This window comes from Enterobacter sp. SM3 (assembly GCF_009811935.2).
In the GTDB taxonomy this organism is placed as follows: domain Bacteria; phylum Pseudomonadota; class Gammaproteobacteria; order Enterobacterales; family Enterobacteriaceae; genus Enterobacter; species Enterobacter asburiae_D.
In genome coordinates this window covers 1,434,281-1,449,871 of the sequence record NZ_CP099971.1, presented here as the reverse complement: position 1 = coordinate 1,449,871, position 15,591 = coordinate 1,434,281, and the positions used below count along the sequence as shown (strand labels likewise).

Below are 15,591 nucleotides of genomic sequence, written 5' to 3'. Positions count from 1 at the left end.
CTCTCCCACGGGGCTGAGGGTTCCCCACAAATTAAAGCGAGCAGTGAACAATCCCCTCGCCCCTCCGGGGAGAGGGTTAGGGTGAGGGGAACATACGGCTAAGGTGGTATTTCCGTTCACTTCAATTTTCTTGCTACTCTGTAACGCCATAATCGGTGAACGTGCCAGGGTGGCTCAATCGCCACCACCCTGGCAACCCGGGCTCCCGGCGGTAAATCGCCGCTACGCGGTGCCTTCGGCTTATTCCTTCCGGCTTATCGGGTACGGGCGGAGGTAACATCCCTGTAAAGCCCGCCCTCTCGGCGCATCCATGCGCCTCGCCCCGGCCTACAGGAAACGCCTCAGCGATTTACAGCCGGACCAGGGAGTCGCTGTAAGTTATTTATTTTACGTATAAAATCCCAATCGCTTCCAGTTTAAAAAATTACTGGGGAACCCTCAGTTCACGGGGAGAGGGAAAAAGCCAAAAAAAAATCCGCCACAATGGGCGGATTTTTTATTTCATCACCGGAGTGATTAGAAGCGGTAACCTACGCCCGCGATCCAGGTGCCAACGTCAACGTTGCGGATACGGCTCTGCTCATAGGAGAAGTCCAGAGCAACGTCCTGGATTGGGTTGAACTGCAGGCCTGCGCCATAGGAGAAACCGTAGTCGCTGTTGCTTGCAGTGCGGCTTTCGCTCAGGTTTTCAGTCTGCTGGAATTTACCGTAGCCAACACCTACAACACCGTAGATGCTCGCCCAGTCATTCAGACGGTAAGCTGGACCAGCGGTGATACCGTAGTACTGGCCTTTGTTGTATGCGCCGTTTTCAGAACGATCTTTCTCGGTGTAGGTGAAAGAACCGATCACGCCCAGTGGGTTGTTATCCTGCTCGTAGCGATACTTCAGGTTGAAACCGTTAGCTTTGTTCATCACGCCCTGATAGTCGCTCTGAGCGTAACCACCAGTAACAGTAGAAGTAGCAGCTACAGCGGTACCTGCGGAAACAGCCAGTACAGCGGCCAGTGCTGAAAGACATGCAATTTTTTTCATAACCACCTCAAATGTGCTTCAAGTAAGTCCGTAAGTTTTAAATATATCAAAAAAATTTGCGAAACTCTTTGTGATTCGTGATGTCTAATGAAACCTTTCCTGTAACAGAACGTTTCCAGCGTCAGCTATCTCTTTCAAATCACATGCAATTTTCACTACTAAATGCGCATAGTGCGCGCACGCGCCGTTACATTCATCCAGATTATTCCTAATCTATCAGGCGATAAATCCACCAGCGCTTAACCATTTTACGGATTTCACGAGGTTTTTTTTCAACAGCGCCTCAACCGTTGCCGCTTATTTCCTTTACACTGCAACCTTTACCTCATTTGACATAAGCTGACAGGAGAAAGGATGCCTGGGTTATCCCGCACGTCGTCGGTCTGGTTGCCGGTCGCAGTCATACTCATCGCCATGTTGTCCATTCAAAGCGGTGCTTCGCTTGCAAAATCGCTTTTCCCGCTGGTTGGCGCGCCTGGGGTCACCGCCCTGCGTATCGTGCTGGGCACGGCGATACTGGTGGTCATTTTCAAACCCTGGCGTCTGCGGTTCAAAAAGGAGCAGCGTTTACCCCTGCTGTTTTATGGACTCTCCCTGGGAGCAATGAACTATCTGTTCTACCTCTCTATTCAGACGATACCGCTGGGGATCGCCGTCGCGCTGGAGTTTACCGGCCCGCTGGCGGTGGCGCTTTTCTCCTCGCGACGTGCGGTCGATTTTATCTGGGTCGTGTTAGCCGTGCTGGGGTTATGGTTCCTGCTTCCCCTGGGCCAGAGCGTCGCTGAGATTGATCTGACGGGCGCTGCCCTGGCGCTGGGTGCAGGTGCATGCTGGGCCGTCTATATACTTACGGGCCAGCGTGCGGGAGAAGAGCACGGTCCGGCGACCGTTGCGTTGGGGTCACTGATCGCTGCCATTGTCTTTGTGCCTATCGGCATGGCGCAGGCGACCGAATCTATCTGGCAATGGTCGGTTATGCCCATCGGGCTGGCGGTCGCGATTCTCTCTACCGCACTCCCCTACTCTCTGGAGATGATTGCCCTTACGCGTCTGCCGACACGCATATTTGGCACCCTGATGAGCATGGAGCCTGCGCTAGCCGCCATTTCTGGAATGGTATTTCTCGGCGAAACCCTCACGTTGACCCAGACGCTGGCGCTCTGCTCGATTATCGCGGCATCAATGGGCTCAACGCTCACCATGCGCCCTGAACCTAAAGTTGAGAAAGTGGATATCAGCTAAGGCCATATATTCTGCATGGCCTCCACGCCATGCAGAATAAAGGCCAGAAAGACAGCCGTTATAATTTTTTACATACTTTGCGCTATTTTCGAAATATCCCTCTGCGTTTACGGCCCTCTCCAGCAATTAAGATTGATCTGTATCAATTTAAAAAATTGACATCAATTTCAATAAGTTAAATTCTCAACCTCCTTCTCGCTATTAAACCAATAGGCACAGCCGAACCGCAGGCAAAAAATCCGGTGCTATACTTAGTTCCGTAATTACCTGGGACATAAACATCAAGAGGATATGAGATTATGAGTACCGCTAAACTGGTGAAAACGAAAGCGTCTAATCTGCTTTATACCCGTAACGATGTATCGGATAGCGACAAAAAAGCGACTATTGAGTTGCTGAATCGCCAGGTGATCCAGTTCATCGATCTTTCGCTGATCACCAAACAGGCCCACTGGAATATGCGCGGTGCAAACTTTATTGCCGTTCATGAAATGCTGGATGGCTTCCGCACAGCACTGGTTACCCACCTCGATACGATGGCTGAACGTGCCGTTCAGCTAGGCGGCGTGGCGCTGGGTACTACGCAGGTGATCAACAGCAAAACGCCACTGAAGAGTTATCCGCTGGATATCCATACCGTTCAGGATCACCTGAAAGAGCTGGCGGACCGCTACGCGATTGTGGCAAATGACGTGCGTAAAGCGATTGGGGAAGCCAAAGACGAAGATACCGCAGACATTTTCACCGCCGCGTCCCGCGACCTGGATCAGTTCCTGTGGTTTATCGAATCTAACATCGAATAATTCATACGAATTTGCTATCAAACCCTCGCCCTCCGGTGAGGGTTTTGCACATCTATGGTGCACAGTTTTTGTCTGCACACCTGCAAAAGTGAACGAAATGTAATAATCACTTCACACAACCGTTAACGGAAGATTGTTTTTTCGTCGGAATTTACGCTAAATATCTCCCCGTCAGTTGGGCCAAACGAAGCGCACCAAAATAGTGCTCCACTTTGGTGCAATAAAACCTCATTGCCCCATTTATTGTGCAATGCATGACATCATCCCCTTTGCAAAACAATAGCTTGTAAAGTTGGCACGATTTTTTCATTGTGCCACCTGTTCTCGCAGGGGATCGCCCCGTGGATATAAAAGGAAATGCTATGAAGTCTGTATTAAAAGTTTCACTGGCTGCACTTACCCTGGCTTTTGCAGTGTCCTCTCAGGCTGCCGACAAACTGGTTGTGGCGACCGACACGGCGTTCGTTCCGTTTGAATTCAAACAGGGTGATAAATACGTTGGTTTTGATGTGGATCTGTGGGCCGCTGTCGCAAAAGAACTCAAGCTGGATTACACCCTGAAGCCGATGGACTTCAGCGGCATCATCCCGGCACTGCAAACCAAGAACGTTGATCTGGCACTGGCAGGCATCACCATTACCGATGAACGTAAAAAAGCGATCGACTTCTCTGACGGCTACTACAAAAGCGGCCTGCTGGTCATGGTCAAAGCCGATAATAACGACGTAAAAAGCGTGAAAGATCTCGACGGCAAAGTGGTGGCAGTGAAGAGCGGCACCGGTTCTGTTGATTACGCGAAAGCAAATATCAAAACCAAAGACCTGCGTCAGTTCCCGAACATCGACAACGCATACATGGAACTCGGCACCAACCGTGCTGACGCTGTTCTGCACGACACGCCTAACATCCTGTACTTCATCAAAACAGCAGGTAACGGCAAGTTCAAAGCCGTTGGTGAGTCTCTGGAAGCACAGCAGTACGGTATCGCGTTCCCGAAAGGCAGCGACGAGCTGCGCACGAAAGTTAACGGCGCGCTGAAAACGCTGAAAGAGAACGGCACCTATAACGAAATCTACAAAAAATGGTTCGGTACCGAGCCTAAATAATTTCACCTGAATTCAGGTTTGTAATGCCCGGTGGCGCTGCCGCTTACCGGGCCTACGTTTTTCGTTTTTCACCACGGTATACAGGAATACATCATGCAGTTTGACTGGAGCGCCATCTGGCCTGCCATTCCACTCTTGCTTGAAGGCGCTAAAATGACTCTGTGGATTTCGGTCCTGGGTCTGGTTGGTGGGTTGATTATCGGTCTTGTCGCCGGTTTCGCTCGCACCTACGGCGGCTGGATCGCAAACCATATCGCACTGGTTTTCATCGAAGTGATCCGCGGCACCCCTATCGTCGTGCAGGTCATGTTCATCTACTTCGCCCTGCCAATGGCGTTCACCGACCTGCGCATCGACCCGTTCAGCGCAGCCGTCGTGACCATTATGATCAACTCAGGCGCTTACATCGCGGAAATCACCCGCGGTGCGGTGCTGTCGATTCATAAAGGTTTCAGTGAAGCCGGTCTGGCGTTAGGTCTTTCTCGTCGCGAAACGATCCGCCACGTTATTCTGCCGCTGGCGCTGCGCCGTATGCTGCCGCCGCTCGGCAACCAGTGGATTATCAGCATCAAAGATACGTCGCTGTTCATTGTTATCGGCGTGGCCGAGCTGACCCGTCAGGGTCAGGAGATCATTGCTGGCAACTTCCGCGCGCTGGAAATCTGGAGTGCGGTAGCCGTTGTCTACCTGATCATTACTCTGGTTCTGAGCTTCGTTCTGCGTCGTCTTGAAAGAAGGATGAAAATCCTGTGATTGAATTTAAAAACGTTTCCAAGCACTTTGGCCCAACCCAGGTGCTGCACAATATCGATCTGAACATTAAACAGGGTGAAGTGGTGGTGATTATTGGGCCATCCGGCTCCGGTAAATCCACCCTGCTGCGCTGCATCAACAAGCTGGAAGAGATCACCAGCGGCGATCTGATCGTCGACGGCCTGAAGGTGAACGACCCGAAAGTGGATGACCGTCTGATTCGTCAGGAAGCGGGCATGGTGTTCCAGCAGTTCTACCTGTTCCCGCACCTGACGGCGCTGGAAAACGTGATGTTTGGCCCACTGCGCGTGCGCGGTGCCAGCAAAGCGGCGGCGGAAGCGCTGGCAAAAGATCTGCTGGCAAAAGTCGGCCTGGCAGAACGTGCGCACCACTACCCTTCCGAGCTGTCCGGTGGTCAACAGCAGCGTGTGGCGATTGCCCGCGCCCTGGCGGTCAAACCGAAAATGATGCTGTTTGATGAGCCTACGTCCGCACTCGACCCAGAGCTGCGTCACGAGGTGCTGAAAGTCATGCAGGATCTGGCGGAAGAAGGGATGACGATGGTGATCGTGACCCACGAAATCGGCTTTGCTGAGAAAGTGGCGTCCCGCCTGATCTTTATTGATAAAGGCCGCATCGCGGAAGACGGCAACCCGCAGGAGCTGATCGCGAACCCGCCGAGCCTGCGTTTGCAGGAGTTCCTGCAGCACGTCTCCTGATCGTTAGCTTCACATGTAAGCCGGGCATGCCCGGCTTTTTTACGCCAGATTGTTCCCAAAAATCCCCCTCCTCGCCTCGACTTCTATACTTATCATTTTGTTCGACATTTTCACCGGAGGACGCCGTGCCGTGGATCCTGTTGCTGTTGATAAGCCTGTTTAGTGCGCCATCGTTCGCCGTCGCGATCCCCGGCGTCACCACCGGAACCACCGCGACGACGAACAGCACGCCGCCACCCGAGCCCGATGCCGAACAGAAAAAAGCGGCCTACAGCGCCCTTGCCGACGTCCTCGAGAACGACACCTCCCGACAGGAACTCATTGGTCAGCTGCGGAAAGTGGCCGCCACGCCGCCGCAGGCGGAGGTGCCAACCCTCACACCTCCGCAGGTTGAGGAGCAAAAAACGGTGCTGGAAAACGTCACCGACGTGAGCCGCCACTACGGGGAAGCGCTCTCCTCGCGCTTCGCTCAGCTATACAGAAACCTGATTGGCTCACCGCATAAGGCATTTAACCCGCAAACGTTCACCGCCGCCGCCACGCAGTTCCTGATGCTGGCGGGTGCGGTATTTCTTTTTTACTGGCTGGTGCGCCTGTGCGCGTGGCCGCTGTACCGCAAAATGGGGCAATGGGGACGCAGGAAGAATCAGCAGAAAAGCAGCTGGCTGCACCTGCCGTTGATGATAGCCTCAGCGTTTATCATCGATTTACTGCTGCTGGCGTTGACGCTGTTTTTAGGCCAGATGCTGGCCGACAGGCTGAATGCTGGCAACAAAACCATCGCCTTCCAGCAGTCGCTTTTCCTGAATGCCTTTGCCCTGATTGAGTTCTTCAAGGCGCTGCTGCGGTTACTCTTTTGTCCGCACGTGCCGGAGCTGCGTCCTTTCTCCATTCGGGATGCGAGCGCGAAGTACTGGGCGCTGCGCCTGAGCGTGCTCAGCGGGCTGATTGGCTACGGTCTGCTGGTTGCCGTGCCGATCATCTCCAACCAGGTGAACGTCCAGTTTGGCGCGCTGGCAAACGTGCTGATCATGATCTGCATTACCGTCTGGTCGCTGTACCTTATCTTCCACAATAAAAAAACCATTACCCAAAGCCTGCTGAATCTGGCCGATCGCTCCCTGTCGTTCTTTAGCCTCTTTATTCGCGCGTTCGCCCTGGTGTGGCACTGGCTGGCAAGCGCTTACTTCATCGTACTGTGCTTCTTCTCGCTGTTTGACCCGGGTAATAGCCTGAAATTTATGATGGGGGCGACGTTCAAAAGCCTGGCCATTATCGGCATCGCGGCCTTTGTGTCGGGGCTGCTGTCGCGCTGGATCTCGAAAACCATCACCCTGTCGCCGCAGGTCCAGCGGAGTTATCCGGAACTGCAAAAGCGGGTAAACGGCTGGATGTCGGTATCGCTCAAAGTGGCGCGCATTCTCACCGTCTGCGTGGCGATTATGCTGCTCCTGAATGCGTGGAGCCTGTTTGATTTCTGGAACTGGCTGCACAACGGTGCGGGTGAAAAAACGGTCGATATCCTGATTCGCATCGCGCTGATTCTGTTCTTCTCCGCCGTCGGCTGGACGCTGCTGGCGAGCCTTATTGAGAACCGTCTGGTCTCGGATATTCACGGCAGGCCCCTGCCCAGCGCGCGGGCAAGAACGCTGTTAACGCTGTTCCGCAACGCGCTGGCGGTGATTATCAGCACCATCACCATCATGATCGTGCTGTCGGAAATCGGCGTGAATATCGCCCCGCTGCTGGCGGGTGCCGGTGCCCTGGGGCTGGCCATCTCCTTCGGTTCGCAAACGCTGGTGAAGGATATTATTACCGGCATCTTTATTCAGTTTGAGAACGGGATGAACACGGGCGATCTGGTGACCATCGGGCCGTTAACCGGCACCGTGGAGAGGATGTCCATCCGTTCGGTTGGCGTGCGTCAGGACACCGGGGCGTACCACATCATTCCCTGGTCTTCGATCACCACCTTCGCCAACTTTGTGCGCGGCATTGGTTCCGTTGTGGCGAACTACGATGTGGATCGCCACGAGGATGCGGACAAAGCGAAGCAGGCGCTGCGCGATGCGGTAGAAGAACTGATGGAGATGGAGGATATCCGCGGGCTGGTGATCGGAGAGCCGTCATTTGCCGGCATCGTCGGGCTGACGAATACGGCGTTTACCCTGCGCGTGTCGTTCACCACCCAGCCGCTGAAGCAGTGGACGGTACGCTTTGCGCTCGACAGCATGGTGAAGAAACACTTTGATCTGGCGAACGTGCGGATGCCCGTGCAAACCTATCAGGTATTGCCGCCGCCCGCATCGCCGCTCCCTCCGCAGGAGCCGACGCTGTAACCTGGTTGCCGGGTGGCGGCTTCGCCTTACCCGGCCTACGACGGGGTGCTATTTGCGACGTTTGTTGTTGTCCATAAACGTCCAGGCGATAAAGCGGCTCTGTTTCTGGCCCTGCGCCATCTCTTTTTTCACCACTTTTACGGCGCCCGCTTCGGTCAGCGCGCGGTAGAGCGGTGGCAGGTTATCCCCCCGGGAAACCAACGTCGTGAACCACTTCACCTGACGGCCAAACTGTTTGCTTTCCGCAATCATGCGCAAGATAAACGCCACTTCGCCCCCTTCACACCAAAGCTCCTGCTGCTGACCACCGAAGTTCAGCGCGGCATCCTCGTCCTGGCCCAGGTTACGGCGCTTGCGCTCGCTGCCCGCACGGGCCGATGCCGCCGAATCATGGAACGGCGGATTGCACATCGTGGCGTCATAGCTTTCGTTTTTGTGAATAATGCCGTTGAAGATCGACGCCGCGTCTTTCTGACGACGCAGGCGAATGGCGCGGCTCAATCCCGGGTTAGCGCTGATAATCGCCTGGGCACTGGCAAAGGCCTCGTCACCAATTTCGCTTCCGGTAAAGCGCCACTGATATTCGTGCGCGCCAATCAGCGGGTAAATCAGGTTCGCCCCGGTGCCAATATCCAGGATGGTGGCCTGCTGTGGAACGACCCCCTCATTGCCTTCGGCAAGAAGGTCGGCAAGGTGATGAACGTAGTCAGCGCGGCCCGGCACAGGTGGACAGAGAAAGCCTTCCGGAATATCCCAGTGAGCCACACCGTAAAAATGCGCCAGCAGGGCTTTGTTCAGCATTTTAACCGCCTGCGGGTCAGCAAAGTTGACCGAGGGCTCACCCGCTGGGGTCTGAACAAGATAGTCCTGCAGCGGCGGGCAGCTCAGGCACAACGCGTTCATGTCGTAGCGGCTGCGGTGGCGATTTCGCGGGTGCAATCCCGGCTTTTGGGCAGTCATGGCATTCTCCTTTAAACAGCGGCGTAAGATACCCTTTGCAGGCCCCACGGTAAATCTTTCTCTGCGACGCTCAAAAAACCGCCATAAATCAAACACCTTTATGTCTATGATCCGTCAGCGAATTGTCAATTTATATCGTTCAAAAAATAAGCAGATCATCATCAAATATTTGCGCTAAGTCACACTCGTCAGGCTTCTAAACTTAAAGGGAATCACCTGTTGTTTCCTCATGAGGATGTGATTATGAAAAAGTACCTGACCCTTGCTGTTATCGCAGCCGCCCTGGCGACCGCGTCCTTCTCTGCCATGGCCGTTCAGTCACTGACCCAGAATACCGATACGAGCCAGCTACGCCCTGCGGGCACCGTTTCGGTAAGCCGTGCCAGCAACCTTGACGATCTGCAGGCTAAGCTCGCCGAAAAAGCCCGTCAGGAAGGTGCAAAAGGATTCGTGGTGAACTCCGCTGGCGGAGATAACCATATGTACGGCACTGCGACCATCTATAAATAACCTGTCTCTTCTGCAAGACTGCATCTGCCCAACGGGTGCAGTTCTCTTCTCCCTTCGCCTTGATTGTTCATTTTTTAACCCCATAGTAAACGTATGGCCTAAACCGATTTCAGGAGGATGCTATGGCTTCCGGCTGGGCAAATGACGACGCTGTTAACGAACAGATCAACAGTACAATTGAAGATGCAGTTGCGCGTGCCCGCGGTGAAATTCCGCGCGGCGAAAGCTTAACGGAATGCGAAGAATGCGGAGAACCCATTCCGGAGGCGCGCCGAAAAGCCATTCCCGGCGTACGGCTTTGCATTACCTGTCAGCAGCATAAAGATTCAAAAAATGCGTCACACTCGGGATATAATCGCAGAGGTTCGAAAGACAGCCAGTTACGTTGACTTTGCTTTACCAAAATTAACCGAGCCCGCGCGTTCCTTTACGCTCACGGTTTTTAGCCAGACGCGTAGCAAAACGTGCCCTTCTTATCGCTTCTGTAAAGCGCATCCGCAAGAAGTGTAAAGCGGTGCTTTGAATTTATTAATATTCAATAAGTTATTTGTCATTCAATTTTTTTGAGTAACCACGTCAATTCTCTTCGATTTTATCACTCGCGAAAAACCGTGATACTTATCACATCGACGGAACATCGTCCCCTTAACAGAAACACCTGCGAGAGATTAATTATGAAAACCATCAAATATGCTGTAGCTGCTGTTGCCCTGTCCGCTCTGTCTTTCGGCGCTTTCGCTGTAGAGCCTGTCTCTTCTACTCAGGCACAGAACATGAACAAAGTCGGTGTGGTCAGTGCTGATGGCGCAACCACCCTAGACGGCCTGGAAGCCAAACTGGCTGAGAAAGCCGCTGCTGCCGGTGCAAGCGGATACACCATTACCTCCGCTAACGGCAATAACAAGCTGAGCGGTACCGCGGTTATCTACAAATAATCGACTGAATGAATGCTGTACCCTCGCCATACCCTCTGGTGAGCTGCTCCACCCTCATTGACCCTGTTGTTGTTACCCTTGCTTGCCCGTCCGCCACTGGACGGGCTTTTTTTTGTCTAAAACATCTGCGCCACGCGTTCAAGCCCGCCCAGGACGGATTCCACTTCTCCGGTTGCCAGCAAACAGCAGGCCATCTGCAGCTTGATCGAATGTGGAACCGGAACATTTCCGGCAAGGCACTGCTCAATCCAGTAGGCTGTAGTATGGGGATCTTTTGCCTCAGGCAATATCACGCCGGTATTCTCTTCCCCGCGTTCCAGAACGGCGCGCGTACCGGCAGAATCGATCAGCATCACCTGCGGGCAGCGCTGCGGGTTCGCATAAACCTCGCCTTCCGTGCCGTGCATCAGCAACGCCCTTCCGCCAATAGCCTCAAAGAACTGCCCCACGCGCGCCACGTATTCCGGGTGCGAAACGCTGGAGAGACGCAGGGCGGCATCTTCGTCAAACGGCGTGGCCAGTTTCGCCAGCGTGTGCGCGCTGTTACGCACGCCCATGCGCCAGCGCATATCGAGCTGCTTTTCCAGCGGCGGGCAGAGCGTGCCGACCGGGATATAAACAGGCTGATGACCGTCCAGCTTCGCCTGCGCCTGACCGGCATGACGCGTTGGCTCGATGCCCAGCATCCCGAAAATGGTCTCCGTCAACACGCGAGTAGGATCTTCGCTTACGCCGTGCACCACCACCGGGAACCCCAGTTTGTGTAATAAGATAGCGAGCAGCGGGGTTAGATTTGCCTGCTTGCGCGCGCCGTTGTAGCTCGGGATAACGATCGGCATAGGCTTTGCCACGGGCGGGGTTAAGCGCAGCGTTTGCGCCTGCATGGCTTCATAGAACCCGCGCATCTCCGCCTCACCTTCCCCTTTGATACGCAGCGCGATCAGAATGCCCCCCATCTCCAGGTCGGGGACGTCGCCCTCAAGCATGCGGGTATAAAGCGCACGCGCGGTTTCATGGTCCAGATCGCGGGCATGATTTTTCCCGCGCCCTACCTCTTTGATAATTTTGCGGTAATCCACGACATCTCTCCTGACAGCATCATCTTGTTAACAATATAGCCCTGATGATTGCCAGGCCGTTAGTGTTTTATCCCCGAACCCAACGCGCTGTTTTAATGAAAAAAAATAAACACAAGCAATTTTTCAATTATTTGTGATTTCTATAGAAGATTCTTAGCTATACATTTTTTGATTAAATAACCAGCGGAAAGTCATTAAGGGTCAACGGTGAAAACGTCCAGGCAACGTTCGCACCAGTCACATACCAGGATTTACTATGAACAAGGTTGCTTTAGGTTTATTCATCGCCGCAGCGGTGGGGTGTTCTGCATCCGCATTTGCGGCAACAAACGGCGAAGGTCAGATCAACTTCACCGGGGAAATTATTGATTCAGCGTGTCAGGTGGTTAATGGGTTGAGTAACCCGTTAAACGTTCAGTTAGGCAAAGTCTCTAAAACGGTATTTACCGGTGCAGGCTCCACCAGTACGTTAACAAAGTTCGATATTCAGTTAAAAGACTGTCCGGAAACCGTTACCTCCGCCGCGATTAACTTCGGCGGAACGCCGGATGCAAATAACAACGCTACGCTGGCATTAACGCCGGATGTGGATGCGGCAACGGGCGTAGCTATTCAGCTGGTTGACGCTTCCGAGCAGCCGGTGAGTCTTTACACCCCTTCTCAGCAATATCCGTTAGCCTCCGGTACGGCGGTTAACGACCTGATATTCGGTGCCCGCTATATTCAAACCGGGGCCGCGATTACCGCAGGTCCGGCTAATTCCGTTTCGACCTTCACCGTTATCTATAACTGATATTATCAATCCTGAGATATTAACGCGTTTATACGCGTTAATATCTCTTCTATTATTGAGAAATATTTATGCGCCACGGTTATTTACTGAGCACGCTTTTACTGGCGGCCGCCACAGCACACGCAGGTGTCATTATTAATGGCACACGTCTGGTCTACCAGGGAGATAAAAAGGAATCGTCTCTTGGTCTTTCAAACCCGGATACAACGGATTATCTGGTACAGTCCTGGGTCGATTCTGGCGGTAAAAACCTGGCCAAAGCCCCTTTCCTGATAACCCCCCCGCTTTTTCGCCTGGATGCGAAAGAGGATAACGTTCTGCGCGTGGTGCGCACCGGCGGTAATTTACCGGAAGACCGTGAATCCTTGTACTGGCTGAATATCAAAGCCATCCCTTCGTCTAAGCACGTTGACGGGATGAATACCCTGCAAATTGCCATTAATACGCGCATTAAATTGTTGTATCGCCCATCGGCGGTGAAAGGCAAACCGGAAGATGTCGCAAATAAACTTGAGTGGCATCGCGAGGGTAACGATCTGGTCGTTAATAACCCTACGCCTTTCTATATGAATTTCCAGAAGGTGACGCTGAACGGCCACAAAGTGGATAAAGCCACGTGGGCAATTCCGGAAACGGAAACGCATTTCGCCTTACCTGGCAACGTCAGCGGTTCAACCGTCGCGTATTCCATTATTACGGATTACGGCAGCATCAGCCAGACCTGGTCGAAATCAGTCCACTAATATCACACGCAGATAATTACGATAATCATGTACAGCCATAAAAAGCCGTTCACCTGCCGAATTTCATCCCTGCTGGTCATTCTCTGTGGCCTGGCACTGGCGATCTTTGCGCAGCAGGTTATGGCTGATGATTATTTTAACCCGGCGCTGCTGGATATTGATAATCCGCAGCAGGGTAAGACCGATCTGTCGGTTTACGAAAAAGGGCCAGGGCAGGCACCGGGTAAATATCAGGTCGCTATCTTTATCAACAATAATAAAATTGATACCCGCGACGTCACGTTCACATTGCAAAAAGATTCACACGGCAGCAGTTCACTTCAGCCCTGCTTTAGCCTGAGCGATTTAAAAAGCCTTGGGATCAAAACCCGAAAATATCCGGCGCTGATGGCAAAAGGCCAGTGCGCTGATTTAACCGCCATCCCGGCAGCCTCCGCGTCGTTTCACGTTCGCAATCAGCAGTTGCTGCTCAGTATTCCACAGCTGGCCCTGGGCCAGGTTCCACGCGGCTATATCGACCCGAAAGAATTCGACGAGGGGATCACCGCGGGCATTCTCAACTACAGCGCGACCGCCAGCCAGAGCCATGCGCGTCAACAGGGCGAGCAGGACAACAGCAGCCAGTATGTTAACCTGCGTCCCGGTTTTAACGTCGGTGCCTGGCGCGTACGCAACTACTCCACGTGGAATCGCAGCACCCAGGGCAAGGAAGAGCAGCAGAAATTCTCCTCCGTTTATACCTATGCCCAGCGCGATATCGTGGCGATGAAGAGCGATCTCACCGTTGGGCAAAGCTCTTCGCCATCTGATGTTTTTGACAGCGTGCCCTACACCGGCGTGGAGCTGAAATCCGACAGCGACATGCTGCCGGACAGCGAGAAAGGCTATGCGCCGATCATTCGCGGCACCGCACACAGCAATGCGCTGGTGATGGTACGCCAGAACGGCTACGTCATTTATCAGAACACGGTCGCCCCCGGCGCGTTTGAAATAAACGATCTCTACCCTACCGGCAGCAGCGGCGATCTGCAGGTCACCGTGAAAGAGACCGACGGCAGCGAAAGCCATTTCGTGGTGCCGTATGCCTCCGTGCCGGTACTGCAGCGTGAAAAAAACCTGCGCTACAGCGTGACCGCCGGGCGGTACCGTTCTTACGACAAAGACGTCGAGAAGACGCCGTTTGCCCAGGGCAGCGCGATCTACGGCCTGCCCTATGGTTTCACCGCTTACGGCGGCGTGCAGCAGAGCAGCCACTATCAGTCCCAGGCGCTCGGCGCCGGGAAAAACATGGGCGATCTCGGGGCGTTCTCCATCGACGTCACCCGCGCGAAAGCCCTGCTGAAAAAGCAGCAGTCCAGCAAGGGCCAGTCCTGGCGCGTGCGCTACAGCAAAGATTTTGCCGGTTCAGGCACCAACTTCTCGCTCGCGGGCTATCGCTACAACAGCAAAGGGTTTTACACCCTGGAAGACACCATGGAGTCATATACCCGCTCTGACGACTGGTCTGCCCCCCAGCAGCGCCGCGCCCGAACCGAGGCCACCGTCGACCAGACGCTGCCTGAAGGCTGGGGCTCCGTCACCCTGAGCATGGTGAAAGAGACTTACTGGAGCCAGAACCAGGACATGACCTCCATGAGCGTCAGCTACAACAACAGCTGGCACGGGGTGAGCTACAGCCTGAGCTACAGCATGAACAAAAACACCAACGACAGTGATGAAGACGGTAATCAAGTGACGAACGACAACCAGTTCTCGCTGAGCGTCTCCGTTCCGCTGGACCACTGGATGCACAACACCTGGGCCACCTACAACCTGAACAACACCAAAGACGGTACTACGCAGAATATCGGCCTGAACGGCACGGCGCTGAAGGAAGACAACCTGAACTGGAATATCCAGCAGGGGCTGAGCAGTACCGGCAGCGGTAACTCAACAAGCATGAACGCTGATTACAAAGCGACCTATGGCGAAGTGAGCGCAGGCGTCAGTCAGGATAAGTATCAGCAGACCGTTAACGTCGGGTTGCAGGGCGGCGTGGTTGCCCACGCGAACGGCATCACCCTGAGCCAGCCGCTGGGTGAGACCATCGCGCTGGTGAAAGCACCCGGCACGCACGGGACGCATATCGCTAATCAGACAGGCGTGGAGACCGATTTCCGCGGCTATACCGTCGTGCCGTTTGTTACCGCGTATCGCCACAACACCATCGCGCTGGATACCGAAACGCTGCCGGACAACGCCGACGTGACGCACGCGGCGCAGGTGGTGACCCCAACGCGCGGCGCCGTGGTGCGCGCCAGCTTTAATACCCGCGTCGGCAGTCGCGTGCTGATGACGCTCACGCAAAACGGCAAACCGCTGCCCTTCGGCGCAACGGTGACCACGGACGATAAGGACAGCGAGTTCATTGTCGGCAATGACGGGCAGACCTATCTCTCGGGCCTGCCGCAGCAAGGGCATCTCAGCGTCTCCTGGGGACAGGATGCGAGCGAGCACTGCGTCGCTGACTATGCGCTAACGGATGAGAAAGAGAAAACCAGCATCATTAACGCTGCCGCGCAGTGTCATTGATAC

The 15,591-nt window shown here is 54.1% G+C and carries 15 protein-coding genes; 12 read left to right on the top strand and 3 right to left on the bottom strand.

Annotation, left to right across the window (positions count from 1 at the left end; all coding sequences use genetic code 11):
• Positions 1–516 precede the first annotated feature (516 nt).
• Positions 517–1,035 (bottom strand): outer membrane protein OmpX, encoded by a 519-nt coding sequence (ompX, locus tag GVO84_RS06735; protein WP_121425386.1) that lies wholly within the window; start codon positions 1,033–1,035, stop codon positions 517–519.
• 354 nt (positions 1,036–1,389) lie between these two features.
• Between ompX and rhtA the strand changes: the two genes are divergently transcribed.
• From rhtA to ybiO, 6 genes are all read left to right on the top strand, one after another.
• Positions 1,390–2,277: a threonine/homoserine exporter RhtA gene (gene rhtA, locus GVO84_RS06730; protein ID WP_121425387.1), complete on the top strand. Its 888-nt coding sequence runs from the start codon at positions 1,390–1,392 to the stop codon at positions 2,275–2,277.
• Between the two features lie 299 nt (positions 2,278–2,576).
• Positions 2,577–3,080, top strand: coding sequence for a DNA starvation/stationary phase protection protein Dps (gene dps, locus GVO84_RS06725; RefSeq protein WP_010428924.1), 504 nt, complete (start codon positions 2,577–2,579; stop codon positions 3,078–3,080).
• Between the two features lie 362 nt (positions 3,081–3,442).
• The gene (glnH, locus tag GVO84_RS06720) at positions 3,443–4,186 is read left to right on the top strand and encodes a glutamine ABC transporter substrate-binding protein GlnH (RefSeq protein WP_025757271.1); all 744 of its coding nucleotides are present in this window, start codon (positions 3,443–3,445) and stop codon (positions 4,184–4,186) included.
• A gap of 93 nt (positions 4,187–4,279) precedes the next feature.
• Positions 4,280–4,939 carry a glutamine ABC transporter permease GlnP gene (gene glnP / locus GVO84_RS06715; protein ID WP_003858462.1) on the top strand — a complete coding sequence of 220 codons (660 nt, stop codon included), beginning with the start codon at positions 4,280–4,282 and terminating at the stop codon, positions 4,937–4,939.
• Positions 4,936–5,658, top strand: a complete 723-nt coding sequence (glnQ, locus tag GVO84_RS06710) for a glutamine ABC transporter ATP-binding protein GlnQ (RefSeq protein WP_159513703.1) — start codon at positions 4,936–4,938, stop codon at positions 5,656–5,658. Before glnP ends, glnQ begins: the two co-directional genes overlap by 4 nt.
• Before the next feature lie 125 nt (positions 5,659–5,783).
• The gene (ybiO, locus tag GVO84_RS06705) at positions 5,784–7,997 is read left to right on the top strand and encodes a mechanosensitive channel protein (RefSeq protein ID WP_159513702.1); all 2,214 of its coding nucleotides are present in this window, start codon (positions 5,784–5,786) and stop codon (positions 7,995–7,997) included.
• A 48-nt stretch (positions 7,998–8,045) separates the two neighbouring features.
• Here the strand turns inward: ybiO and rlmF are convergent, their stop codons facing one another.
• The gene (gene rlmF / locus GVO84_RS06700; RefSeq protein WP_159513701.1) at positions 8,046–8,957 is read right to left on the bottom strand and encodes a 23S rRNA (adenine(1618)-N(6))-methyltransferase RlmF; all 912 of its coding nucleotides are present in this window, start codon (positions 8,955–8,957) and stop codon (positions 8,046–8,048) included.
• A gap of 243 nt (positions 8,958–9,200) precedes the next feature.
• Here rlmF and mcbA point away from each other — a divergent pair, with 243 nt between their 5' ends.
• From mcbA to ybiJ, 3 genes are all read left to right on the top strand, one after another.
• Positions 9,201–9,467 carry a DUF1471 family periplasmic protein McbA gene (mcbA, locus tag GVO84_RS06695; protein WP_121425390.1) on the top strand — a complete coding sequence of 89 codons (267 nt, stop codon included), beginning with the start codon at positions 9,201–9,203 and terminating at the stop codon, positions 9,465–9,467.
• Positions 9,468–9,589: 122 nt separating this feature from the next.
• Positions 9,590–9,856, top strand: a complete 267-nt coding sequence (locus tag GVO84_RS06690) for a DksA/TraR family C4-type zinc finger protein (RefSeq protein WP_029739810.1) — start codon at positions 9,590–9,592, stop codon at positions 9,854–9,856.
• Between the two features lie 285 nt (positions 9,857–10,141).
• Positions 10,142–10,402, top strand: a complete 261-nt coding sequence (gene ybiJ, locus GVO84_RS06685) for a DUF1471 family protein YbiJ (protein ID WP_023310874.1) — start codon at positions 10,142–10,144, stop codon at positions 10,400–10,402.
• Between the two features lie 116 nt (positions 10,403–10,518).
• On the opposite strand, the gene ybiB is transcribed toward ybiJ, so the two are convergent.
• A complete protein-coding gene (gene ybiB / locus GVO84_RS06680) occupies positions 10,519–11,481 on the bottom strand; it encodes a DNA-binding protein YbiB (protein ID WP_159513700.1) in 963 nt (320 codons plus the stop codon).
• Between the two features lie 256 nt (positions 11,482–11,737).
• On the opposite strand from ybiB, the gene GVO84_RS06675 reads away from it, so the two are divergent.
• The 3 genes from GVO84_RS06675 (at position 11,738) to GVO84_RS06665 (ending at position 15,588) form a co-directional block, all read left to right on the top strand.
• Positions 11,738–12,274: a fimbrial protein gene (locus GVO84_RS06675; RefSeq protein WP_024908718.1), complete on the top strand. Its 537-nt coding sequence runs from the start codon at positions 11,738–11,740 to the stop codon at positions 12,272–12,274.
• 68 nt (positions 12,275–12,342) lie between these two features.
• Positions 12,343–13,017, top strand: a complete 675-nt coding sequence (locus tag GVO84_RS06670) for a fimbrial biogenesis chaperone (RefSeq protein ID WP_159513699.1) — start codon at positions 12,343–12,345, stop codon at positions 13,015–13,017.
• A gap of 27 nt (positions 13,018–13,044) precedes the next feature.
• Complete coding sequence (locus GVO84_RS06665) at positions 13,045–15,588, top strand: fimbria/pilus outer membrane usher protein (protein ID WP_159513698.1); 2,544 nt, start codon at positions 13,045–13,047, stop codon at positions 15,586–15,588.
• Positions 15,589–15,591: the final 3 nt, after the last annotated feature.

Excerpts from the sequence above, each read along its gene's own strand:
- GVO84_RS06670 (WP_159513699.1), top strand. The coding sequence starts at position 12,343 with ATGCGCCACGGTTATTTACTGAGCACGCTTTTACTGGCGGCCGCCACA.
- mcbA (WP_121425390.1), top strand. The coding sequence starts at position 9,201 with ATGAAAAAGTACCTGACCCTTGCTGTTATCGCAGCCGCCCTGGCGACC.
- glnP (WP_003858462.1), top strand. The coding sequence starts at position 4,280 with ATGCAGTTTGACTGGAGCGCCATCTGGCCTGCCATTCCACTCTTGCTT.
- GVO84_RS06690 (WP_029739810.1), top strand. The coding sequence starts at position 9,590 with ATGGCTTCCGGCTGGGCAAATGACGACGCTGTTAACGAACAGATCAAC.
- GVO84_RS06675 (WP_024908718.1), top strand. The coding sequence starts at position 11,738 with ATGAACAAGGTTGCTTTAGGTTTATTCATCGCCGCAGCGGTGGGGTGT.
- rlmF (WP_159513701.1), bottom strand. The coding sequence starts at position 8,957 with ATGACTGCCCAAAAGCCGGGATTGCACCCGCGAAATCGCCACCGCAGC.
- ybiJ (WP_023310874.1), top strand. The coding sequence starts at position 10,142 with ATGAAAACCATCAAATATGCTGTAGCTGCTGTTGCCCTGTCCGCTCTG.
- glnH (WP_025757271.1), top strand. The coding sequence starts at position 3,443 with ATGAAGTCTGTATTAAAAGTTTCACTGGCTGCACTTACCCTGGCTTTT.
- ompX (WP_121425386.1), bottom strand. The coding sequence starts at position 1,035 with ATGAAAAAAATTGCATGTCTTTCAGCACTGGCCGCTGTACTGGCTGTT.
- rhtA (WP_121425387.1), top strand. The coding sequence starts at position 1,390 with ATGCCTGGGTTATCCCGCACGTCGTCGGTCTGGTTGCCGGTCGCAGTC.
- GVO84_RS06665 (WP_159513698.1), top strand. The coding sequence starts at position 13,045 with ATGTACAGCCATAAAAAGCCGTTCACCTGCCGAATTTCATCCCTGCTG.
- dps (WP_010428924.1), top strand. The coding sequence starts at position 2,577 with ATGAGTACCGCTAAACTGGTGAAAACGAAAGCGTCTAATCTGCTTTAT.